19 protein-coding genes are annotated in these 21,336 nt (G+C 69.2%); 6 read left to right on the top strand and 13 right to left on the bottom strand.

Translation table 11 applies throughout. The features are described 5' to 3' along the window. Positions 1–7 precede the first annotated feature (7 nt). A complete protein-coding gene (locus ACTOWL_RS04155) occupies positions 8–2,365 on the bottom strand; it encodes a xanthine dehydrogenase family protein molybdopterin-binding subunit (RefSeq protein WP_441319926.1) in 2,358 nt (785 codons plus the stop codon). A gap of 277 nt (positions 2,366–2,642) precedes the next feature. Between ACTOWL_RS04155 and ACTOWL_RS04150 the strand changes: the two genes are divergently transcribed. Continuing rightward, positions 2,643–3,491 (top strand): glycosyl hydrolase, encoded by an 849-nt coding sequence (locus ACTOWL_RS04150; protein ID WP_441319925.1) that lies wholly within the window; start codon positions 2,643–2,645, stop codon positions 3,489–3,491. A 10-nt stretch (positions 3,492–3,501) separates the two neighbouring features. Here the strand turns inward: ACTOWL_RS04150 and mtgA are convergent, their stop codons facing one another. Together mtgA and ACTOWL_RS04140 are read right to left on the bottom strand one after the other, a co-directional pair. Next, entirely contained in the window at positions 3,502–4,275 is a 774-nt protein-coding gene (gene mtgA / locus ACTOWL_RS04145) for a monofunctional biosynthetic peptidoglycan transglycosylase (RefSeq protein WP_441319924.1), read from the bottom strand. After that, positions 4,276–5,418 (bottom strand): aminotransferase class I/II-fold pyridoxal phosphate-dependent enzyme, encoded by a 1,143-nt coding sequence (locus ACTOWL_RS04140; protein WP_441319923.1) that lies wholly within the window; start codon positions 5,416–5,418, stop codon positions 4,276–4,278. 108 nt (positions 5,419–5,526) lie between these two features. On the opposite strand from ACTOWL_RS04140, the gene ACTOWL_RS04135 reads away from it, so the two are divergent. Further along, a complete protein-coding gene (locus ACTOWL_RS04135; RefSeq protein WP_441319922.1) occupies positions 5,527–6,867 on the top strand; it encodes a M48 family metalloprotease in 1,341 nt (446 codons plus the stop codon). 128 nt (positions 6,868–6,995) lie between these two features. Next, entirely contained in the window at positions 6,996–7,748 is a 753-nt protein-coding gene (locus ACTOWL_RS04130; protein ID WP_441319921.1) for a DsbA family protein, read from the top strand. Positions 7,749–7,903: 155 nt separating this feature from the next. Here ACTOWL_RS04130 and ACTOWL_RS04125 read toward each other — a convergent pair whose 3' ends face one another. The 8 genes from ACTOWL_RS04125 to ACTOWL_RS04090 form a co-directional block, all read right to left on the bottom strand. Beyond that, positions 7,904–8,071 (bottom strand): hypothetical protein, encoded by a 168-nt coding sequence (locus tag ACTOWL_RS04125; protein WP_441319920.1) that lies wholly within the window; start codon positions 8,069–8,071, stop codon positions 7,904–7,906. Between the two features lie 38 nt (positions 8,072–8,109). Next, entirely contained in the window at positions 8,110–8,688 is a 579-nt protein-coding gene (locus tag ACTOWL_RS04120; RefSeq protein ID WP_441319919.1) for a TetR/AcrR family transcriptional regulator, read from the bottom strand. 80 nt (positions 8,689–8,768) lie between these two features. Next, positions 8,769–9,656, bottom strand: a complete 888-nt coding sequence (locus tag ACTOWL_RS04115; RefSeq protein WP_441319918.1) for an alpha/beta fold hydrolase — start codon at positions 9,654–9,656, stop codon at positions 8,769–8,771. Between the two features lie 16 nt (positions 9,657–9,672). Next, positions 9,673–10,557, bottom strand: coding sequence for a carbohydrate ABC transporter permease (locus ACTOWL_RS04110; protein ID WP_441319917.1), 885 nt, complete (start codon positions 10,555–10,557; stop codon positions 9,673–9,675). Beyond that, positions 10,557–11,444, bottom strand: coding sequence for a carbohydrate ABC transporter permease (locus ACTOWL_RS04105; protein WP_441319916.1), 888 nt, complete (start codon positions 11,442–11,444; stop codon positions 10,557–10,559). The genes ACTOWL_RS04110 and ACTOWL_RS04105 overlap by 1 nt, the downstream gene beginning before the upstream one ends. A 143-nt stretch (positions 11,445–11,587) precedes the next feature. Then, on the bottom strand, positions 11,588–12,364 hold the full coding sequence (locus ACTOWL_RS04100) for a pentapeptide repeat-containing protein (protein ID WP_441319915.1): 777 nt from the start codon (positions 12,362–12,364) through the stop codon (positions 11,588–11,590). A gap of 40 nt (positions 12,365–12,404) precedes the next feature. Beyond that, the gene (locus ACTOWL_RS04095; RefSeq protein WP_441319914.1) at positions 12,405–13,721 is read right to left on the bottom strand and encodes an ABC transporter substrate-binding protein; all 1,317 of its coding nucleotides are present in this window, start codon (positions 13,719–13,721) and stop codon (positions 12,405–12,407) included. 54 nt (positions 13,722–13,775) lie between these two features. After that, on the bottom strand, positions 13,776–14,834 hold the full coding sequence (locus tag ACTOWL_RS04090) for an ABC transporter ATP-binding protein (protein ID WP_441319913.1): 1,059 nt from the start codon (positions 14,832–14,834) through the stop codon (positions 13,776–13,778). 289 nt (positions 14,835–15,123) lie between these two features. Here ACTOWL_RS04090 and ACTOWL_RS04085 point away from each other — a divergent pair, with 289 nt between their 5' ends. Continuing rightward, the gene (locus ACTOWL_RS04085; RefSeq protein ID WP_441319912.1) at positions 15,124–15,921 is read left to right on the top strand and encodes an alpha/beta hydrolase; all 798 of its coding nucleotides are present in this window, start codon (positions 15,124–15,126) and stop codon (positions 15,919–15,921) included. Positions 15,922–16,018: 97 nt separating this feature from the next. Here the strand turns inward: ACTOWL_RS04085 and denD are convergent, their stop codons facing one another. Then, positions 16,019–17,017: a D-erythronate dehydrogenase gene (gene denD, locus ACTOWL_RS04080; protein ID WP_441319911.1), complete on the bottom strand. Its 999-nt coding sequence runs from the start codon at positions 17,015–17,017 to the stop codon at positions 16,019–16,021. Between the two features lie 137 nt (positions 17,018–17,154). Further along, positions 17,155–18,720, bottom strand: a complete 1,566-nt coding sequence (locus tag ACTOWL_RS04075) for an amino acid permease (protein WP_441319910.1) — start codon at positions 18,718–18,720, stop codon at positions 17,155–17,157. Positions 18,721–18,995: 275 nt separating this feature from the next. On the opposite strand from ACTOWL_RS04075, the gene ACTOWL_RS04070 reads away from it, so the two are divergent. Beyond that, positions 18,996–20,378, top strand: coding sequence for a glutamine synthetase family protein (locus ACTOWL_RS04070; protein ID WP_441319909.1), 1,383 nt, complete (start codon positions 18,996–18,998; stop codon positions 20,376–20,378). A gap of 181 nt (positions 20,379–20,559) precedes the next feature. Beyond that, positions 20,560–21,336 (top strand): SDR family oxidoreductase, encoded by a 777-nt coding sequence (locus ACTOWL_RS04065; RefSeq protein ID WP_441319908.1) that lies wholly within the window; start codon positions 20,560–20,562, stop codon positions 21,334–21,336.

Below are 21,336 nucleotides of genomic sequence, written 5' to 3'. Positions count from 1 at the left end.
CGCCGGATCACCCCTGCCCCGCCGCGATCCGCTGCCAGATCGCCAGCGGCGTCGCCGGCATGTCGATGTGGCGGATGCCCAGGCCGGAGAGCGCGTCGACCACGGCGTTCATCACCGCCGGCAGCGACCCGGCGCAGCCGGCCTCGCCGCAGCCCTTGGCGCCCAGCGGGTTGGTCGCGGTCGGCTGCGGCCGGCTCTCGAAGGTGAAGACCGGCGGGGCGTCGGCGGCGCGCGGCATCTGGTAGTCGACGAAGGAGCCGGTGGTCAGCTGGCCCTCTCCGTCATAGACCGTGCGCTCCATCAGCGCTTGGCCGACGCCCTGCATGACGCCGCCATGCAACTGGCCCTCGACCAGCAGCGGGTTCACCACCGTGCCGAAATCATTGACCATCACATAGCGCACCACCGAAGTGATGCCGGTGTCCGGATCGATCTCGACCTCGGCGACGTGGCAGCCATTCGGATAGGCCGATGGCGCCTGCTTGAAGATGTGGTCCACGTCGAGCGAGTCCGGCACGTCGGGCGGCAGCTGCAGCCCCGCGGTCAGCCGGCCGGCCAGTTCCATCAGGCCGATGCCGCGGTCAGTGCCGGCCACTGTGAAGCGGCCGTTGCGGAACTCGACGTCGAAGGCGCCGGCCTCCAGCAGGTGGCCGGCGATCTGCCTTCCCTTCTCGATCACCAGATCGCCCGCCTCCAGGATCGCGGCGCCGCTGGCCATGATCGATTTCGAGCCGCCGGTGCCGCCGCCCGCGATCAGGCGGTCGCTGTCGCCCTGGACCAGGCGGATGCGGTCGAGCGGGATGCCGAGCTTCGAATGCAGCACCTGGGCGAAGGGCGTCCAGTGGCCCTGGCCGTAGTCGAGCGTGCCGGTGACGATGGTGACGGTGCCGTCCGGCTCGAAATGCAGGCCGCCCATCTCGTTGGCCGGCGGCGCCGTGACCTCGAGATAGCAGCCGATGCCGCGGCCGCGCAGCTTGCCGCGGGCGGCGCTCTCCTCCCGGCGGGCGGCGAAGCCGTCCCAATCCGCGGCTTCGACGGCGCGGGTGAGCAGGCCCGGGAAGTCGCCGCTGTCATAGGCCGTACCCGCCGGGGTCTGCCAGGGCAGCTCGCCCGGCGCCACCATGTTGCGGCGGCGCAGCTCGACCCGGTCCATGCCGAGCTCGGCGGCGGCCGTGTCGATCAGCCGCTCCATGTAGTAGTTGCCCTCCGGCCGCCCGGCGCCGCGATAGGCGCCGATCGGCACGGTGTTGGTGACGGCGCAGATCGTGTTCACCTCGACCAGCGGGGTGCGGTACATGCCGATCGAGTTCTTGGCGATGTTGAGCGTGGTCATCATCGGGCCGACCGGCGAGACATAGGCGCCGAGGTTGCCGTAGCCGGTGAAGCGGGTGGCGAGGAAGCGCCCCTCGGCGTCGAGCGCCAGCTCGCCCACCACCTCCATGTCGCGGCCGTGATGGTCGGAGACGAAGCTGTCGGAGCGCTGGTCGGTCCATTTCACCGGCCGGCCGAGCGCGCGGGTGGCGTGCAGCAGGCAGACATATTCCGGGAACACCGCGCCCTTCATGCCGAAGGAGCCGCCGACATGGCCGGTGATCAGATGGATCCGGTCGGGCGGCAGGCCCATCGCCTCGGCCAGGTTGTTGCGCTTGCCGAACACGCCCTGGCTCGGCGCATGGACGGTGAAGCGGCCGGTTTCGGCATCAAAGGCGACCACGGCCGCGCGCGGCTCCATGGCGTTGACGACGATTCGGTTGTTCAGGATCTCCAGCCGGGTGACATGGGCCGCCTTGGCGAAGGCTTCGGTCACCTTTTCGGTGTCGCCGAAATGGTAGTCGAGCACCAGGTTGCCGGGCGCGTCGTCGTAGAGAAGCGGTGCGCCGGGCGCGACCGCCTCCGCGACGCGCGTCACCGCCGGCAGCGGGTCGATGTCGAGCGCGACGGCCTCGGCGGCGTCGCGCGCCTGATCGGCGGTCTCGGCGATCACCACCGCGACCGGGTCGCCGACGAAGCGCACCTTGCCCACGGCCAGCGCATGGCGCAGCGGCACCGCCATCGGCGAGCCGTCGCGATTCTGGAACGCGAACACGCATTTCAGCGGCCCGTAGCCCATCGGGGCGAGGTCGGAAGCGGTGTAGACCGCGAGCACGCCCGGCATAGCGCGGGCCGCCTCGGTGTCGATGCCGGCGATGACGCCATGGGCATGGGGGCTGCGCACGAAGGCGGCATAGGCTTGGCCGGGCAGGCTGACATCGTCGGTGTAGCGGCCTTCGCCCCGGAGCAGGACCGGGTCCTCCATCCGGGACACCGGCTGGCCGATGCCGAATTGCAGGGCGGCGGAATCCTCGGCCTTGAAGACGTCGTTCATCGGCGGAGCCTCGATCGCTGCGGAGGGAGCCAAGGCGTCACGCTCGATGGCGAGGCGTCGGCCATGGCTCTCGAGAATTGGTGGAATCCAGACTAGGGGCGGGCCCCGGGTTGAGAGACGCCGTTTCGGCAACGCTCCCCCCGGCCGGGCGCAGGCCTCGCCAGGATAGAGGCTCGGCCGGCCCGGATTCCAGCCCGAATCGTGGTGAGGGTTGCGCGGGAGGACAGAAATGCTACCCCTGCCCGGCCGATCCCCAGGACCAGCTGTCGAGGTCGACATGAGACGTACCGCCCTTTTCCGTGCCGCCGTCTGCACGCTCGCGATCGCGGCCGCCGCGCCCTCGGTCGCCGGCGAGAAGAAGGGTGTGGCGATCGGTCCCGGGGACGCCGGCGCGGCCGAAACCATCAGGCTGCTCAAGGCGAGCTGGTACTACACCTGGAATACCGAACCGATCGAGTCGGCGGGGCCGGCGCAGTTCGTGCCGATGATCTGGTCCGACGGCGCGAAAGCGGACCGGCAGGTCGCGCAGCTCGAGGCCGGACCGACGCCCTGCGCGCTGCTGGCCTTCAACGAGCCGGACGGGCGGCGCCAGGCCGACATGTCGGTCGACCAGGCGGTCGGCGCCTGGGACCGGCTCAGGCCGCTCGCCCGCCGCATCGGCAGCCCGGCCGCCGTCAACGCGCTCGGCCCCTGGTTCGAAGGCTTCTCCGCCCGGATGGCCGAACAGGGAAAGGACTATGATTTCGTCGCCGTCCACTGGTACGGGGCGCCGTCGGCCAAGAGCTTCCTGCGCAAGATCGACGACATCCACCAGACCTACAAAAAACCGATCTGGATCACCGAATTCGCCGTCTCCGACTGGGCCGCGCGGGACGGACGCAAGAACCGGTACAGCACCGCGGCGACGGAACGGTTCATGACGACCGTCCTGCCCGAGCTGGAGCGCCGCCCCTATGTCGAGCGCTATGCCTGGATGGGCGCCGGCGCCTATCGCGAGGCCACCGTCACCTCGCGGCTGGTCGACGACACCGGCGCGCTGACCACCCTCGGCCGGATCTATGCCGAGTTCGACGGGGATGCCGCCGGATCGGTCAGCACCGAGCCGCCCTGCGCCGGCGGGAACTGAGGCTGGTTCCCTACTCCACGCAGTCCAGCAGGTCACCGAGCTGGCCGATCCGGCGCTGGATGGTGGCGGCACGGCCGGCGACATAGCGCGACGGCTTGGCGGCCGACCAGCCGCGCGGGTTCGGCAGCACCGCGGCCAAAAGCGACGCCTCGCGCGCCGAAAGCTGCGCCGCACTCTTGCCGAAATAGGCCTGCGACGCCGCCTCGACCCCGTAGATGCCGGGGCCGAGCTCGACCACGTTGAGATAGACCTCCATGATCCGGCGCTTCGGCCACAGCGCCTCGATCATCACGGTCAGATAGGCCTCGAACCCCTTGCGGATGAAGGTGCGGCCGTCCCACAGGAAGACGTTCTTCGCCGTCTGGTTCGAGATGGTGCTGCCGCCGCGCAGCCGGCCGACGCCGGACTGGTAGCGGTCCCAGGCCTGCTGCATCGACTCCCAGTCGAAGCCGTCATGCCGGCAGAACAGATTGTCCTCCGCCGCCACTGCGGCCTTGGCCATCACCGGCGCGATCCCGCTCCACGGCACCCAGTCGCGATGCCAGCCCTCGCCCTCGAACAGGCGCAGCACCATCAGCGGCGTCGCCGGCACCGGCAGCACGCGGTAGACGACCGTCAGCGCCAGCGGCGCCAGCACCAGCAGGGCGAACAGGCCCCACAGGATCTTCGACCACCAGCGCCGGCGGCCCCACCAGCGGCCGAGCGCGCCCGGCAGAGCGAGTCGCGGCAGAGGCAGGCGCGGCAGCCGCCAGCGGGACGCCCGGCGCCGCGCCGCCCTTGCCATCTATCGCAGCCAGCGGTGCAGCCGGTCCGCCGCCTCTTCCATCTCCTCGGTCGCGCCGGCGAAGGAGAAGCGCATGGTCGCGTGGCCGCGCACCGGGTCGAAATCGACGCCCGGCGTCGCCGCCACCCCGGTCTCGGCCAGCATGCGCCGGCAGAACTCGACGCTGTCGTTGGTCAGGTGGCCGATCTCGGCATAGAGGTAGAAGGCGCCGTCGGCCGGGGCCATCCGGTCGAAGCCGGCGCGCGGCAGCGCTTCCAGGAGCAGGCTGCGGTTGCGGGCGTAGCGGACGACGTTGCGGTCCAGCTCCTCGCCGCAATCGAAAGCCGCCACCGCCGCGTGTTGCGACAGGGTCGGCGGCGAGATGGTGAAATTCTGCGCCAGGCATTCGACCGGCCGCAGCAGGTCCTCCGGCAGCACCAGCCAGCCCAGGCGCCAGCCGGTCATCGAATAGTATTTCGAGAAGCTGTTGACGATGATGGCGCTGCCGCTGGTCTGCAGCGCCGTGGCCGTGCCCATGCCGTAGGTGATGCCGTGGTAGATCTCGTCCGACACCAGCCGGATCGAGCGCGAGTCGCAATAGGCGGTCAGATCGGCCAGCGCCTCGGGCGACAGCATGGTGCCGGTCGGGTTGGCCGGGCTGGCGATGATCAGCCCGTCCAGCTTGCCGCCATGCTTCTCCAGCAGCTCGGGCGTCGGCTGGTAGCGGGTCTCCGGCCCGGCCGGGATCTCCACCACCTCGATGCCCAATGCGGTCAGGATGTTGCGGTAGGCCGGATAGCCCGGCGCGGCCAGCGCCACCCGGTCGCCGACGTCGAAGGCGGCCAGGAAGGCCAGCAGGAAGGCGCCGGAGGAGCCGGTGGTGACCACCACCTGCCCTGGCGCCACCGCGGTGCCGTAGGCCCGGCCGCAATGGTCGGCGATGGCCTGGCGCAGCGGCGGGATGCCCAGCGCCACGGTGTAGCCGATCCTGTCGTCGCGCAGCGCCGCCTGCGCCGCCGCCAGCACGCCGGCCGGCGCCGGGGTGCTGGGCTGGCCGACCTCGAGATGCAGCACGTCGCCATGCGTCTTCTCGCGCGCCGCGGCGGCGGTCATCACATCCATGACGATGAAGGGCGGCACCTGGCCGCGGCGGGAGATCTTCATGACGGGCGTGTGCTTCGGGTGGAGGGCAGGACGCCACCGGGTCGACACAGTCGGCCGCTAGCGTGATGATCCAGCGGAACGGATCGCCGGCACGGGGGGAGCGGAGCGTTGGGACGGGTCATTCGGATCTTGGTGCTGGCCCTGGCGGCGGTCATCGTCGGGCCCCTCGCGGCAGCCCAGGCGCAACGCATTCCGGTGGTCCGCGACGCCGAGATCGAAACTAGCATCCACAAGATGCTGACGCCAATCTTCCGGGCGGCCGGGCTGAACCCGGCGGCGGTCAGCATCCTCCTGGTCAATGACGACGACGTGAACGCCTTCGTCGCCGGCGGCCAGAACATCTTCGTCTATTCCGGGCTGATCCTGCAGACCCGCAGCGCCGGCGAGCTGATGGCCGTGCTGGCGCACGAGACCGGCCACATCGCCGGCGGCCATCTGGTGCGCGGGGCGGAGCAGATGGAGCGCAGCCGGCTGATCGCCACCATCGGCTCGCTGCTGGGCGCCGCCGCCGGCGCCGCGGCCGGCCGCGGCGACGCCGGGATGGCCGGCGCCATCACCGCCCAGGACATCGCCCGGCAGAACATGGTCAACTTCACCCGCGGGATCGAGAGCTCGGCCGACCAGGCGGGTTTGCGCTTCCTGGCCCAGGCCGGCATCCCGGCCGACGGCATGCTCAGCTTCCTCAAGCGCATGCAGGATGCCGAGCTGGCCCGCCCGACCGGCTCGGAATACACCCGCACCCATCCGCTGACACAGGACCGGATCGAGGCGGTGCAGGAGGCGGTCGAGAAGTCGCCGCTGCGCGGCCATCCCATGCCGGCGGGCTATGACGACATGTTCGCGCGGATGCGGGCCAAGCTGTTCGGCTTCACCGAGCCGCAGAGCGTGGCCCGGGTCTACCCGTCAAGCGACACCGGCATCCCGGCGCAATACGCCCGGGCGATCGCGGCCTATCGCAACAACATCTTCGCCGACGCGCTCGGCCGCACCGACGCGCTGATCAAGGCGGAGCCGCGCAACCCCTACTACCTCGAGCTGCGCGGCCAGATCCTCTTGGAGACCGGGCGCCTGGCCGAGGCCCGGCCCTATTACGAGCGCGCCCTGGCGCTCTTGCCGAACGAGCCGCTGCTGCTGATCCCGCTGGCCCAGACCAAGATCGACCGCGGCTCCGACGCCGAGCTGCGCAGCGCCATCCGCGACCTGGAGCGCGCCAGCATCGACCCGGAGAAGACGCCGCCGATCGTCTGGCGGCTGCTCGGCACCGCCTATGGCAAGGTCGGCGACATGGGCAAGGCGTCGCTGGCCCTGGCCGAGGACAACCTGGCCCGCGGCGACAAGCCGAACGCCCGGGCCCAGGTCGACCGGGCGCTGCAGCTGCTGCCGCGCGGCTCGCCCGGCTGGCGCCGGGCCCAGGACCTGCAGCGGCAGGCCGAAGACAAGCCGCGCTGAGAGCCGGCTCCGAGCCATGCCGCCGGCGCAGACCGTTGCGGTCGAATGCCGCCGGAGCCCCGGTAACCCTTGATCATCCCGTCGCGAAAGGCGACTAGTGGGACATGTTCCAGCGAAAGGATACCCCGATGCTCCGCCCCCACCTCGCCAGCCTGGCCGTCCTCGCCGCGGTGGCGGTCGCCTCGCCATCGGTATGGGCCCAGCAGAGCACGCCCGCGGTCGATCCGATCCAGAAGGAGGCGATCGAGCAGGTCGTGCGCGACTACATCCGCGCCCATCCCGAGATCGTGGTCGAGGCGCTGGACGCCTATCAGGCCAAGAAGGACGAGGAGGAGCGCTCGGCCCAGGCCAAGACGCTGACCAGCCGGGCCGACGAGCTGTTCCGCAGCGCGTCCTCGCCGGTGATCGGCAACGCCCAGGGCGACGTGACGCTGGTCGAGTTCTTCGACTACCAGTGCGGCTACTGCAAGCGGGCCCAGCCCGATTTGGAGCGGCTGGTGAAGCAGGATGGCGGGCTGAAGGTGGTGCTGAAGGAGTTCCCGATCCTCGGGCCGGCCTCGGTAACCGCGGCCCGCGCCTCGCTGGCGGCGCAGATGCAGGGCAAGTATCTCGACTTCCACACCAAGATGATGGGCCTCAAGGGCCAGTTGACCGACGAGGTGATCTACGACACCGCCAAGCAGGTCGGGCTCGATGTCGACAAGCTGAAGCAGGACATGAACGACCCGTCGGTGGTGGCGGAGCTGCGCGCCAACATGGACCTGGCCGAGGCGCTGGGCGTGCGGGGCACGCCGGCCTTCGTCATCAACGACCAGATCATCCCGGGCGCGGTCGGCTTCGACGCGCTGAAGAGCGAGATCGACAAGGAGCGGGCGGGCTGAGAGAGACCGCCTGAAATGCTACTGGTGCGGCCGTCTGACGGCGGACTCGAAGCTTCCGGTGCTCACGGACCCAAACGTCCGCTGCGCGCCGGTTCTCGAAACCACCGCCAGCCGACTCACACCAGCGCATTTCCAAACGGTCTCTGAGGCGGCCATCAATTCAGCCCCGGCCGCCGATTCCGCGCCGGGGATGCCGGAGCCTCCTCATCGATGAGGTCGAGGCGGGATTCCAGCTCGCGGATGGCGCTGCGCTGGGTCAGGACCTGGACGCCGAGCCAGATCATGGCGGCGATCATCAGCAGGAACACGATCGGGTCGATCATGGACGTCTCCTCGCGCTGAGACGGATGGGGAATGCGGGTCAGGCGGCAGGGCCGCCGAGAGCCCGCAGGATGGCGCCGGCGATCTCCGGCGCGCGGTCGGCCAGGCCGCCCTCGAGCCGGCCGTAGAGCAGGAACACCGCCGGCTGCAGCACGCAGCCGAAGGCGATGGCGGTGGCCAGCCGGGGGTCGGCGATGGTCACGGCGCCCTCGCGGATGCCGTCGGCGATCACGGCGCCGATGACGTCGCCGGGGTTGGGCTCGCCCAGCGCCAGGCTGGGCAGCGCCCGGTGCTGGACGATCAGCAGGAAGCGGAACAGCGATGGGTCGCGGTCGTGCAGCCGGCAGCAGGTCTCGACCATCGCCCGCATCCGGGCGGCGAAGCCGGTCAGCCCCTCCTGCGCCGCATGGACCTGGCGGCCGAGCTCGACATAGCGGTCGGCGAACAATCCGGCCACGAACTCGTCCTTCGAGGTCAGGTGGCGGTACAGCGCCGCCTCGGTGACGCCGACCGCGGCGGCGATGTCGCGCACCGAAGTGCCCTCGACCCCGCGCTCGGCGAACAGGCGGATGGCCGCCTCCTCCATCCGCGCCCTGGTGTCCCTGCCTTTGCCGGCCATGTCCGTGACTCAGGAAGTTAGTGATCGTTAACTAACTTATGGCGAGATGGACGGGGATGTCAATGACGGTTTGGGAGCTCTCAGTCCTTAGCGGCCAGGAACCGCAGGATCGCCTCGGCGACGGCGTTCGGGGCTTCGCGTTGGGGGAAATGGCCGATCCCGGGCAGCACGCCCCGCTCGTAGCGGCCGCGGAAGAATTTCTCCTTCCCGGCCGAGGTCGAGGGGTCGTTGCAGGGGTCGGAGCCGCCGTGCAGGACCAGAGTCGGGACGTCGATTTCAGGGTTCCCGGCCAGCCGCGCCTCAAGGGTCTCGTAGAGCGGGTCATGCGGCGCCAGGCCCCAGCGCACGCGGTAGGAGTGCAGCACGACCTCCGCCCAGTCCGGATTGTCGAAGGCGGCGGCCGTGTCCTCGAACTCCGCGTCCGACAGCTCCCAGCCCGGGGTCCAGATCCGCCAGATGTGGCGGGTGAAGCCGCGGCGGTCGCTGCGCACCAGATCGGCGCCCCGGTCGAGCGCCATGTACCAGTGGTACCAGTAGTTCTGGACCTGGGTCAGGCCGAGCGGCTGGTCCGGCGCGTTGGTGCCCCAGCCGACCGACATGGCGATGCAGTGCGACACCCGCTGCGGCGCCAAAGCGCTGGCGATGTAGGCGGCGCGGGCACCCCAGTCATGACCGACCACGGCGAAGCGGCCGAGGCCGAGCGCGTCGGCGAAGTCGAGCAGATCCTGCCCGAGCGCCACGAGCTGGCCCGAGCGCATGGTGCCGGGGTCGCGAAAGGTGGTGCCGCCGAAGCCGCGGAGATTCGGCACCAGGGTGCGGAACCCGGCCTTATGCAGCACCGGCAGGACGCGATCCCAGGTGCGGAGATGGTCCGGCCAGCCATGCAGCAGCACCAACGGCGGGCCGTCGGCGGCCCCCGACTCCTCATAGGCAACGCGCAGCAGCGGGGTGTCGGCGGTCCGGGTCACGGCTTTCTCCCTGGCCTCATTCCTTCACGGCGCCGGTCATGCTGGAGACGTAGTGCTCGACGAAAAAGGAGTAGAGCAGCACCACGGGCAGCGAGCCCAGCAGGGCGCCGGCCATCAGCGCCCCCCATTGGTAGGTGTCGCCCTGGACCAGCTCGGTCAAGACCCCGACCGGCACGGTCTTGCGCTCCGAATCCGAGATGAAGGTCAGGGCGTAGATGAACTCGTTCCAGGACAGGGTGAAGGCGAAGATCCCGGCCGAGATCAGGCCGGGCACGGCCAGCGGCAGGGTGATCCGGCGCAGGATCTGCAGCCGCGAGGCGCCGTCGATGATGGCGCATTCCTCCAGCTCGAACGGGATCGAGCGGAAATAGCCCATCAGCAGCCAGGTGCAGAACGGCACCAGGAAGGTCGGGTAGGTCAGGATCAGCGCCCATTGGCTGTTCAGCAGGCCGAGCTGGCCGAGCTGGACCGCCAGCGGGATGAACAGGATCGAGGGCGGCACCAGATAGGCCAGGAAGATGGCGAGGCCGACGAAGCGCGCCCCGGTGAAGCGCAGCCGCTCGATCGCATAGGCGGCGAGGACCGAGCAGACCAGCGCCAGCGCGGTCGACCCGACGGCGATCACCATCGTGTTCCACAGCCAGGCGGGATACGAGGTCTCGAACAGCAGGAAGCGGATGTGCCGCAGCGTCGGCTCGGCCACCCAGAGCGGGTTGAAGTCCTTGTAGTTGTACAGCTCGGCGTTCGATTTCACCGAGGTGACCGCCATCCAGTAGAACGGGAACAGCAGCACGAAGACGAACACCGCGAGCGGCAGGTAGACCGTCACCACCCGGCGCGGCAGCCGCTCCAGATAGCCCATGCCGCCTTCGTCGCCGACGACGTCGCTCTTGATCGCCATCAGTCGCGCCCTCCCTGCTGCCAGCGCTGCCGCTGCAGGCCGAAATAGCTGAACATCACCGCCGCCAGCAGGAACGGGATCATGGCCGAGGCGATCGCCGCCCCCTCCCCCAGCTGGCCGCCGGGGATGGCGCGCTGGAACGACAAGGTCGCCATCAGATGGGTGGCGTTCAGCGGGCCGCCGCGGGTCAGCACGTAGATCAGCTGGAAGTCGGTGAAGGTGAACAGCACCGAGAAGGTCATCACCACCGCGATGATCGGCGACAGCATCGGCAGGGTGATCCAGCGGAAGCGCTGCCAGTTGCTGGCGCCGTCCAGCACCGCCGCCTCGTACAGCGATTGCGGGATGGTCTGCAGCCCGGCCAGCAGCGTGATGGCGACGAAGGGGATGCCGCGCCAGATGTTGGCGGCGATCACCGAGGCCCGGGCGTTGGCGACGTCGCCCAGGAAGTTGATCGGCGTGTCGATCAGCCCGAGCTGGATCAGGCTCCAGGAGATCACCGAGAACTGGGCGTCGAAGATCCACCAGAAGGCGATGCCCGACAGCACGGTCGGCACCACCCAGGGCAGCAGCACGATGGCGCGCAGGAAGGCCTTGAACGGCAAATGCTGGTTCAGGAGCAGCGCCAGCCACAGGCCGAGCACGAATTTGAAGACGCTGGCGACGGTGGTGTAGAGGATGGTGTTGAACACCGCCAGCCAGAAGATCGGGTCCTCCCAGAGGAACTCGTAGTTCTCGGCGCCGATCCAGATGCCGGGCCGGCCGAGGCGCGTGTCGGTGAAGCCGAGCCAGAGGCCGAGGCCGAGCGGATAGGTCAGGAACAGCAGCAGGATCACCGCGGCCGGCAGCAGGAAGGCCAGCCCCAGCGCGTTGCGGCTTTCCATCATCCGCGCCATCCACGACGCGGTCGGGGGCGGCGATCTTCGCTGCGCGATCGTCGACATCTGTCCTCCACGAGAGGCCGGGCGCCCTCCGCGGGCGGCCCGGCTTGCGGCCTCAGGCCGCGCTGAACGTTACCCGCCTCGCGGCGCTATCGGCGCGGGACCGCGGGGTCCAGCCCTTTGACCGTGTCGAGGCCGACGACGCCGGTCAGGATCGCCTGGCCGAAATCGGCCCCGGTAGCGTCGGCACCGGTGAGGTCCGCCCCGGTGAGGTCGGCGCCGGAGAAGTCGACATGCAGCAGGCTGGCCCCGGTGAAGCGCGCCCCCTGCAGCTTGGCGAAGCGGAACCAGGCGCGCCCGAGATCGGCCCGGGTGAAGTTGGCGCCCTCCAGCCGGGTGCTCGAGAAGTCGGCCCGCATGATCCCCATCGACTGGTTGCGCATGTCGACCGCCAGCCTGGCGTCGGTGAAGTCGGCGCCGCGCAGGTCGAAGCCGCCGAAGCGGGCGATCACCCGCGCCCCCAGGAACTTGGTGCGAGCGAAGACCGGGGCCTCGGCCGAGTTGGTCTGCATGCCCGAGGCGACGACCAGCCCTTGGACATTCGCGCCGGACAAGTCGGCATCGGAGAAATTCGCCCGGATCACCCAGGCGAGGCCGAGATTGGCGCCGGTCAGGTCGGCCCTGGTCAGGTTGCTGTCCTCCAGCTTGGCCGCAAACAGATCGGCGCCGGCGAAGTTCGCGCCCGACAGGTCGAGCCTGCTGAGATCGACCTTCTGCAGCGACCGGCCGGAGAGATCGGCCGGCGCGGCCGGGGAGGCGCGGGACAGCATCGCGACCACCTGGTCCCGCGTCAGATCGGCGCTCCAGCCCGGTGCGGCCAGGGCGGCGAACAGCAGCGCCAGCAGGATCCGACAGCCGAACACCATCCACCCTCCCCGGCCGGCCGGTCACGTCACGGCCGACAGCTTACACCCGATAGTACCGCTCGGCCCGCTTCTGGGCCCGCGCCGCCGCTTCCTCCGGCGTGCGCTGGCCGGTGGCGGCCTCGGCGACCATGTTGACGACGATGTAGTCCGCCATCGCCGCCGCCGAGGCATAGCCCAGCGGGCCGGCATAGCCGTTCGGGCGCAGCCGGGCCGAGGCGCCGGCATAGGCGGCGTGGTTCGGATCCTCCTTCCACACCGGATGGTCGGCATAGCCCTTCAGCGGCTGGCAGCAATAGCCGCTCGACGCCTCCATCCAGGGGAAGAACTGCTCCTTCTCCCACATGAAGCGCAGGTACTCCTTCGCAGCGTTCGGATACTTGGTGTAGTTGAACACCACCGCCGAGGTGGTCTGGCACAGCTCGACCGACTGGCCGACCGGGCCGATCGGCAGCGGCACGCAGCGGATGTCCTTGGCCATCTCCTTCAGATTGTCATCCCTCTTGGCGGCGTAGTACAGCGACACGCCGTTCGCCGTAACGCTGACCTCGCCGGCCAGGAAGGCCCGGTTGTTGTTGGTGTCGAGCCAGGCCTCGGTGCCGGGGATGAAGGTCTTGTACAGCTCGGCCGCATAGTTCAGCCCGGCGATCGTCTCCGGGCTGTTGATGACGACGTTGCCCTGCTCGTCGACCATCTTGCCGCCATGGCTCCACATGATCCAATGGCCGAAATTGTTGCCGTCGCCGACGCCGTTGCCGAGGGTGAAGCCAGGCGGATGGCCGTTCTCCTTCAGCTTGCGGCACAGCGCCAGGAAGCCGTCGGTGTCCTTCGGGAACTCGGCGAAGCCGGCTTCCTTCACCCAGCTCTCGCGGTAGCAGATGGCGTTGCCGATCGCGGCCAGCGGCAGGCCGACGAACTTGCCGTCGCGCTGGGCGTAGCCCTGCAGGCCCTCGTACCAGCCGCCGTATTTGTTGCCGAGATAGTTGGCCAGCTCGGTGACGTCGAGCAGCTTGTCGGGGTAGAGCTGGGCGTCGTCGAACCAGACCAGCACGATGTCCGGCCCGCTGCCGACATTGGCGGCGACCGCCGCCTTCGGCCGGATGTCCTCCCAGCCCTCGCTGTCGACCCGCACCGGGACGCCGTATTTGTCGCTGAACGCCTTGGTGTTGGCCAGCCACTGGGTCTCGTCGCCCTGCACGAACTTGGCCCAGCGCAGCACCCGCAGCGTCGCGCCGGATTCCGGCGTGTAGGACAGGTCCTGGGCATGGGCCGGCCTGATCAGGCCGCCCGAGCCGATGGCGCCGGCCGCGGCCAGCCCCGCCCCGGTCTTCAGAACGTCGCGCCGCGTGAACTCAGCCATGTTTCCTCTCCCATCTGTCTTTGCTTGAAAATCGCTGTCTGAAAACCGCCGCCGTCAGAGGCGGCGTTCGGTCTCCGCGTCGAACAGGTGGATGCGCGCCGCGTCGGGCAGCAGCCGGATGGTGTCGCCGGGGCCGAAGCTCTGGCGCTCGTTGAACATGGCGCAGATCTCCTGCCCCGCCATGCGGCCGTAGACGAAGGTGTCGTCGCCGGTCGGCTCCATCACCTCGACCTGGGTCGGCAGCCCGGACCCGTCGGCGGCGACGCGCAGATGCGACGGCCGCACGCCGTAGCGCACCCGCTTGCCGGCCGCGACCGGCGCGCCCTGCGGCAGCGGCAGCAGCGTGCCGTCGCCGGCGCGGACGCCGCCATCGGCCACGATGCCGTCGATGAAGTTCATGGCCGGCGAGCCGATGAAGCCGGCGACGAAGACATTGGCCGGGTGGTCGTAGAGATGCAGCGGCGCGCCCGACTGCTCGACCCGCCCGTCGCGCATCACCACGATCTGGTCGGCCATGGTCATGGCCTCGACCTGGTCGTGGGTGACGTAGATCGAGGTGGTCTTCAGCCGCTGGTGCAAAAGCTTGATCTCGGTGCGCATCTGCACCCGCAGCTTGGCGTCGAGATTCGACAGCGGCTCGTCGAACAGGAACACCTGCGGGTCGCGGACGATGGCGCGGCCCATGGCGACGCGCTGGCGCTGGCCGCCGGAGAGCTGGCGCGGATAACGGTCGAGCAGCGCCGACAGGCCGAGGATGCCGGCGGCGTCGCCGACCAGCCGGTCGATCTCGGCCTTGTCGGTCTTGGCCAGCATCAGGGCGAAGGCCATGTTGTCCCGCACCGTCATATGCGGGTAGAGGGCGTAGTTCTGGAACACCATGGCGATGTCCCGCTCCTTCGGCGCGACATCGTTGATGCGGCGGCCGGAGATCGAGATGTCGCCGCCGGTGATCCGCTCCAGCCCCGCGATCATGCGCAGCAGGGTGGACTTGCCGCAGCCGGACGGGCCGACCAGCGCCACGAATTCGTGGTCGCCGATCTCGATGTCGACGCCATGGATGATCGGAACGGTGCCGAAGCTCTTGGTGACACCACGGATCGAGACCGAGGCCATTCCCCCTCCCTCTGAGCGATGCCGGAAGCGACATGGCCGCCGATCGTTGCCGCAGAGGGTAGCGGATGGTCCGGACGGGTCAAACGGAATCGGTTCCTTTGGTCGTACAATTTGAGCGGAACGACGCACGGGAATCCGCAGATGGTGCCGAAAGCTGACAAAATATTCATGAAACTGATTTCGGATCCAATCCGAATACGCAGATACCGCTCAAAACCGCGCTCTACATACAGAGGCGATCGAGCGCCGCTTCCGGAGGGCCGGAGGCGCCCTGCCTATGGAGAGGACCATGCTGAACGCCATCGATCGCCGCGAGTTCCTGATGGGCCTGGCCGCCGCCGGCGGCGCCGCCGTGCTGGCGGCGGGCCACACCCGCGCCGCGGCAGCGGCTGCGCCGGTCGCCGTGCCCCGTGCCCGCAACGTCGTGCTGGTGCACGGCGCCTATGCCGATGGCTCCTGCTGGCAGGAAATCATCCCGCGGCTGCAGCAGGCGGGCCTCAACCCGACGGCGGTGCAGAACCCGCTGCAGTCGCTGGCCGAGGACTGCGCCTTCACCCAGCGCATCCTCGACCTGCAGGACGGCCCGACCGTGCTGGTCGGCCATTCCTATGCCGGCGAGGTGATCACCCAGACCGGTGTCCATCCCAAGGTCTCGGCCCTGGTCTACTGCTCGGCCCGCGCGCCGGACGCGAATGAGGACTACACGGCGCTGGCGAAGACCTACCCGACCCCGCCGGCGAGCGCGGGCGTGGTCCATGGCGGCGGCTATGCCTGGCTCGGCGAGGAGGCGTTCCTGCGCGACTTCGCCGGCGACGTCGACCCGGCGAAGGCCCGGGTGCTGTACGCCGTCCAGGGCCGCATCTCCGACACGCTGTTCGCGACCAAGGTGACGCAGGCGGCATGGCGGTCGAAGCCGAGCTTCTACCAGGTCTCGGCCCAGGACCGGACGATCAACCCCGACCTGGAGCGCTTCATGGCCAAGCGGATGGGCGCGACGACGATCGAGCTGCCGTCGAGCCATCTCGGCATCGTCTCGCATCCCCGCGAGATCACGGCGCTGATCCTGCAAGCCGCCGGCGCGGCGTGAACAACAGCCAGCCGTAGGTTGGGTTCGCGGCCGCGAACCCAACATTGCGCCGGTATCGAGATGTTGGGTTCGCCCGCAGGCGAACCCAACCTACGCGTCAATGACGGCTGGGCAGGAAGTCCTCGATGTAGTCCTCGACCACCCGGTCGATGCTCTCGTCGATCGGCAGGCCCAGCGCCTTGGCCCGGTCCCAGGAGGCGTCGGTGGCCCAGCCGTCGACGATCGCCTGGATCACCGGGTCGGGCTTGGTCGTGATCGGCCCGAGCTTGATCTGGTACTTCTCGGCCACCCGCTTCACCGACGCGACCATGTCCTCGACCGTATAGGCGCGGCTGGGCAGGTTGACGGCGCGGTCGTCGCCCAGCGCAGCGGCCGGGGCCTCGTGCAGGCCGATGAAGCTGGCGACGCAGTTGCGGTAGCCCAGCATCGGCAGCTGCGCCCGGGTCACCGGCAGCACGCATTCGACGCCGTTCAGCGGCTCGCGGAACACGCCGGAGCAGAAGCTGGAGGCGGCGGAATTTGCCTTTCCGGGACGGACGAAGATGGTCGGCAGCCGGGCCGCGCGGCCGTCGAAGAAGCCCTTGCGGCTGTAGTCGTTGATCAAGAGCTCGGTGATCGTCTTGGTGACGCCGTAGGTGGTCTGGCTGGTCTGCTTGGTGGCGTCGGTCACCGTCTTCGGCATCACCGAACCGCCGAACACGGCGATCGAGCTGGCGGCGACCAGGCGCTGCGCCCCGCCCGCCCGCGCCCGCAGCGCCTCGAACACGTTCAGCCCGCCGTCGAGATTGACCCTGAGCGCCAGGTCGAAATCTTTCTCACCGCCGCCCGACAGGATCGAGGCGAGGTGGAACACCGAGATGTCGTCGCGGTCGACCAGGCTGGAGACGGTGGCGCGGTCGGAGATGTCGCCGGTGACGATCGACACCCGGTCGTCGAGCCCGTCCGGCCGCTGGTCCGGCGCCGCCATGTCGAACAGGGTGATCGCATCGATCGGCTCCGGTTGGCCGGAGATGCCGGTCAGCGTGCCGCGCTTCAGCAGCGCCCGGGCGAGGTTCAGCCCGACGAAACCGAGACCACCGGTGATGACGACCTTCATCCTGCGTTTCCCCTGAACCTGCCGCCGTCGATCGGCGGCTCTATTGTACGACTTATACGGTTTAGATCGACCCCGCCCCCACGGCAAGAAAAAGGGGCGCCCGGCCGGGGGCGCCCCATGGATGGCAGCGGTCCGGGTCAGGCCTTGCCGGCCTCGCCGACGGCCGCACCCGCAGTCTCGCCCACCGCCTGCTCGGCCGCCGCGATCTCGGCCTGGCGCTGGCGGATCATCTCGCCGATCGGCGGGCCTTTGAACCGCTCGCGCTCCAGCCCGAACCAGACGCCGGCGGTGATCACCAGGAAGCCAAGCGTGATCCACAGCGCCTTGTCGTTCGGCGGCTGCACGCCGATGGTGAAGATCAGGATCACCGACAGCACGCAGAGCAGCGCCACCAGCCGGTAGGCGCCGCCCAGCGTCCACGGCCCCATCTGGGTCCAGGTCCGGCCATAGGCGATGGCGCCGAGCGCGATCGGCAGGCCGTAGGAGATGAACAGGAAGATCACGGTCACCGACACCACGGTGGTGTAGACCGGTGTGTAGACGGTGAAGAGCACGGCCAGCGCGGCGCCGGTCCAGATCGCCGCGACCGGGGTGCGGAAGGTCGGGCTGACCTTGCGCAGCGAGGACGAGGCCGGCAGGCCGCCGTCGCGGGCGAAGGCGAAGATCATGCGCGACACCGAGGTGACCGTGGCCAGGCCGCACAGGTACTGGCTGATCGCGATGCCGACATAGAGCACGATCTTCAGCCCGGCCGGCAGCACCGCATCCGAGGTCCAGAAGAACACGTTCCAGCCCTGGGCCGCGGCCTCGTCCATGCTCGGGATCGCCAGCACGAAGGCGACCAGCATGGCGTAGCCGAAGACGGCGGACAGCACCACCGACCGCACCATCGACCGCGGCACGTTGTAGGAGGCCCGCACCGTCTCCTCCGAGGTGTGGGCCGAGGCGTCGAAGCCGGTGATGGTGTAGATCGGCAGCAGCAGGCCGAGCAGGAACACCATCAGCAGGCCGCTGTGCTGCGGCCAGACATCGCCGCCGGCGGGGCCGCTGTAGTTGGTGAAGGTCCACAGCCGCGAGATGTCGATCGCCGGGGCATAGGCCAGGAAGGCGATGGTCAGGGCGATCGCGACCAGGAAGATCAGATAGCCGCTGAGGTCGGTCAGCAGGGTGGTGACCCGGATGCCGAGATGGTTCAGCAGCGCCTGGCTGCCGGTCAGGAGCGCCAGGAAGATCACCTGGGTCCAGAACGTGCCTTCGAGGCCGAGCTGGGCGCCGAAGGCGCCGACCACGAACAGGAAGGTGCCGACATTGATCGCGCCGAGCACGGTGATCAGGCCGAGCAGGTTGAACCAGGCGGTGACCCAGCCGAGCGCCCGGCCACCGAGGATCGAGCCCCAGTGGTAGAGCCCGCCGGCGGTCGGATAGGCCGAGGCGATCTGGCCCATGCCGAGGGCGAAGACCAGCGAGACGAGGCAGCCGAGCGGCCAACCGATGCCGATCGCGGCGCCGCCGACCCCGCCGATCGCCTGCCCCAGCGAATTGATGCCGCCGGACAGGATGCAGATGATCGAAAAGGAAATGGCGAAGTTGGAGAAGCCGGACATCCGCCGCAGCAGTTCCTGGGCGTAGCCCATGCCGTGCAGGACCTTCACATCCTCCGCAATGTCGTGCTCGCCTCCCGAACGATGACCGTCCTGGGACATGATGGACACCCCCTGTTTGCCGGTTCTGGACTGCTTCTTGGACCGCTCCCCACACCCCGAATCGGGCCAAATCCCACGCGGATCGGCTCGGATCCGGCAGAAACAGTCTCACCGAACCAAAGCTCCGGCAAGCATGTTGCGCAAGCCCGGACCACCCGGGTCGCGGCCTCTCTTGCCGCCGCTTCGCCGGACATGCTCTGAATAGATCGCATCGACCCGCCGGATCATCCGAACCAAGCAGCGGGCGGCACGGAAACGGGAGACTTCGACTGATCATGGCGCAACCGACCCCACGGGCCGCGGCCCGCTTCACCGCCGACGATGCCCGCAAGCTGGTGCAGGACGGGGGCTACAACCACGTCAAGGTGGCGCTGACCGATGTCGACGGCATCCTGCGCGGCAAGTACATCTCCCGCGAAAAATTCCTGTCGGCGCTGGAGAAGGGCTTCGGCTTCTGCGACGTGATCGTCGGCTGGGACAGCCACGACCAACTCTACGACAACGCCCGCTACACCGGCTGGCACACCGCCTATCCGGACGCGCCGGTGCGCCTGCTGCCGGAGACGATGCGCCGCCTGCCCTTCGAGAACGACCTGCCCTTCTTCCTGTGCGAGCTGGCCGACCAGGCCGAGGCGGTGTGCCCGCGCGCCCTGCTGCGCCGGATGCTGGACAAGGCCGCCGACATGGGCTTCAGCCTGAAGGCGGCGTTCGAATACGAGTTCTTCCTGTTCGACGAGACGCCGCATTCGGTGCGCGAGAAGCACTACCGCAACCTGACCAGCCTGACGCCGGGCTTCTTCGGCTATTCGACGCTGCGCAACACGGTGTGGTCGGACCTGTACCACGAGCTGCTCGGCACCATGCAGGCGCTGGACTGCGAGATCGAGGGGCTGCACACCGAGACCGGGCCGGGCGTGCTGGAGGCGGCGATCGCGGTCGATGACGGCCTGGCCGCCGCCGACAAGGCGACGCTGTTCCGCACCTTCACCAAGGTGATCGCCCAGCGCAACAATCTGATGGCCACCTTCATGTCGAAGTGGTCGAACGAGGTGCCGGGGCAGAGCGGCCACATCCACATGTCGCTGATCGACGGCAAGGGCAAGCCGGCCTTCCACGACCCCAAGGACTCGCATGGGATGAGCGCGACCATGCGCCATTTCGTGGCCGGCCAGCAGGCGCTGATGCCGGAGTTCCTGGCCATGATCGCGCAGACGGTGAACGCCTATTCCCGGCTGATCCCGGGCTTCTGGGCGCCGACCTCGGCGACCTGGGGGGTGGAGAACCGGACCACGGCGCTGCGCGTGATCCAGGGCGGGCCGAAGAGCCAGCGGGTCGAGTTCCGCATCGCCGCTGCCGACGCCAACCCCTACATCGTCCTGGCCGCGGCGCTGGGCGCCGGGCTGTGGGGCATCGAGCGCAAGCTGGAGCTGGGCGAGCCGGTGAAGGGCAACGCCTACGCCAAGTCCTTCCCGCGCAAGTCGGAGCTGCCGCGCACGCTGTGGGACGCAGCCCAGCGGCTGCGCGCGTCGAAGACGGCGCGCGGCCTGTTCGGCGACGACTGGGTCGAGCACTACGCCGCCACCCGCGAATGGGAGGAGCGCGAATTCCGCAAGCACATCACCGATTGGGAGCTGGCACGGTACTTCGAGATCATCTGAGAGACCGCTTGGAAATGCTACTGGCGCGGCCGTCTGATGGCGGCTTCTGCGCTTCCGGTGCTCACGGACTCAAACGTCCGCTGCGCGCCGGTTCTCGAAATCACCACCAGCCGACTCACGCCAGCGCATTTCCAAACGGTCTCTGAGGCCTGCGCCTGAACCCAATCCGAAGGAGCGTTCCATGGATCTCGGCCTGACCGGAAAGACCGTGCTGGTGACCGGCGGATCGAAGGGCATCGGCCTGGCTTGCGCCCGCGCCTTCCTGGCGGAAGGCGCCAAGGTGGCCATCGTCTCGCGCAGCCAGGCCAACCTCGACCGCGCCGCCGCCGGGCTGCCGGGCGTCGTCGCCATCGCCGCCGACCTGACCGACGCCGCGGCGGCGCTGTCGGCGGTGGAGGCGGCGGAGCGTCAGCTCGGCCCGATCGACGTGCTGGTCAACTCGGCCGGCGCCGCCCGGCGCACTCCGGCGGAGGAACTGACCCCGGCCGCCTACAAGGCGGCGATGGACGCCAAGTTCTTCTCCTACATCAACGTCATCGATCCGGTGGTGAAGCGCATGGGCGCGCGCGGCACCGGCGTCGTGGTCAACGTCATCGGCAATGGCGGCAAGGTGCCGGCGACGGTGCACATCGCCGGCGGCGCCGCCAACGCCGCACTGATGCTGGCCACGGCCGGCCTCGCCACCGCCTATGCCGGCAAGGGCATCCGCGTGGTCGGCATCAACCCCGGCCTGACCGAGACCGAGCGGGTGGCCGAGGGGCTGCAGGCCGAAACCCGGCTGCACGGCATCACCCTGGAGGAGGCGCGGCAGCGCGCGGTGTCGCGGATCCCGCTCGGCCGCGGGGCGCAGCCGGAGGAGATCGCCGACGCCGTGCTGTTCCTGGCCTCGGCCAGGGCGGCCTACATCACCGGCGTCACCATCACCATGGATGGGCTGCAGAGCCCCGTGATCGTCTAG

It is taken from the genome of Inquilinus sp. CA228, assembly GCF_052078665.1.
In the GTDB taxonomy this organism is placed as follows: domain Bacteria; phylum Pseudomonadota; class Alphaproteobacteria; order DSM-16000; family Inquilinaceae; genus Inquilinus.
Note: the sequence above shows the minus strand (reverse complement) of the source record. Positions and strands in the feature narration are given on the sequence as shown.

Excerpts from the sequence above, each read along its gene's own strand:
- ACTOWL_RS04125 (WP_441319920.1), bottom strand. The coding sequence starts at position 8,071 with ATGATCGACCCGATCGTGTTCCTGCTGATGATCGCCGCCATGATCTGG.
- ACTOWL_RS04105 (WP_441319916.1), bottom strand. The coding sequence starts at position 11,444 with ATGATGGAAAGCCGCAACGCGCTGGGGCTGGCCTTCCTGCTGCCGGCC.
- ACTOWL_RS04075 (WP_441319910.1), bottom strand. The coding sequence starts at position 18,720 with ATGTCCCAGGACGGTCATCGTTCGGGAGGCGAGCACGACATTGCGGAG.
- ACTOWL_RS04140 (WP_441319923.1), bottom strand. The coding sequence starts at position 5,418 with ATGAAGATCTCCCGCCGCGGCCAGGTGCCGCCCTTCATCGTCATGGAT.
- ACTOWL_RS04100 (WP_441319915.1), bottom strand. The coding sequence starts at position 12,364 with ATGGTGTTCGGCTGTCGGATCCTGCTGGCGCTGCTGTTCGCCGCCCTG.
- ACTOWL_RS04090 (WP_441319913.1), bottom strand. The coding sequence starts at position 14,834 with ATGGCCTCGGTCTCGATCCGTGGTGTCACCAAGAGCTTCGGCACCGTT.
- ACTOWL_RS04065 (WP_441319908.1), top strand. The coding sequence starts at position 20,560 with ATGGATCTCGGCCTGACCGGAAAGACCGTGCTGGTGACCGGCGGATCG.
- ACTOWL_RS04095 (WP_441319914.1), bottom strand. The coding sequence starts at position 13,721 with ATGGCTGAGTTCACGCGGCGCGACGTTCTGAAGACCGGGGCGGGGCTG.
- denD (WP_441319911.1), bottom strand. The coding sequence starts at position 17,017 with ATGAAGGTCGTCATCACCGGTGGTCTCGGTTTCGTCGGGCTGAACCTC.
- ACTOWL_RS04120 (WP_441319919.1), bottom strand. The coding sequence starts at position 8,688 with ATGGCCGGCAAAGGCAGGGACACCAGGGCGCGGATGGAGGAGGCGGCC.
- ACTOWL_RS04155 (WP_441319926.1), bottom strand. The coding sequence starts at position 2,365 with ATGAACGACGTCTTCAAGGCCGAGGATTCCGCCGCCCTGCAATTCGGC.
- mtgA (WP_441319924.1), bottom strand. The coding sequence starts at position 4,275 with ATGGCAAGGGCGGCGCGGCGCCGGGCGTCCCGCTGGCGGCTGCCGCGC.
- ACTOWL_RS04130 (WP_441319921.1), top strand. The coding sequence starts at position 6,996 with ATGCTCCGCCCCCACCTCGCCAGCCTGGCCGTCCTCGCCGCGGTGGCG.
- ACTOWL_RS04150 (WP_441319925.1), top strand. The coding sequence starts at position 2,643 with ATGAGACGTACCGCCCTTTTCCGTGCCGCCGTCTGCACGCTCGCGATC.
- ACTOWL_RS04070 (WP_441319909.1), top strand. The coding sequence starts at position 18,996 with ATGGCGCAACCGACCCCACGGGCCGCGGCCCGCTTCACCGCCGACGAT.
- ACTOWL_RS04110 (WP_441319917.1), bottom strand. The coding sequence starts at position 10,557 with ATGGCGATCAAGAGCGACGTCGTCGGCGACGAAGGCGGCATGGGCTAT.
- ACTOWL_RS04085 (WP_441319912.1), top strand. The coding sequence starts at position 15,124 with ATGCTGAACGCCATCGATCGCCGCGAGTTCCTGATGGGCCTGGCCGCC.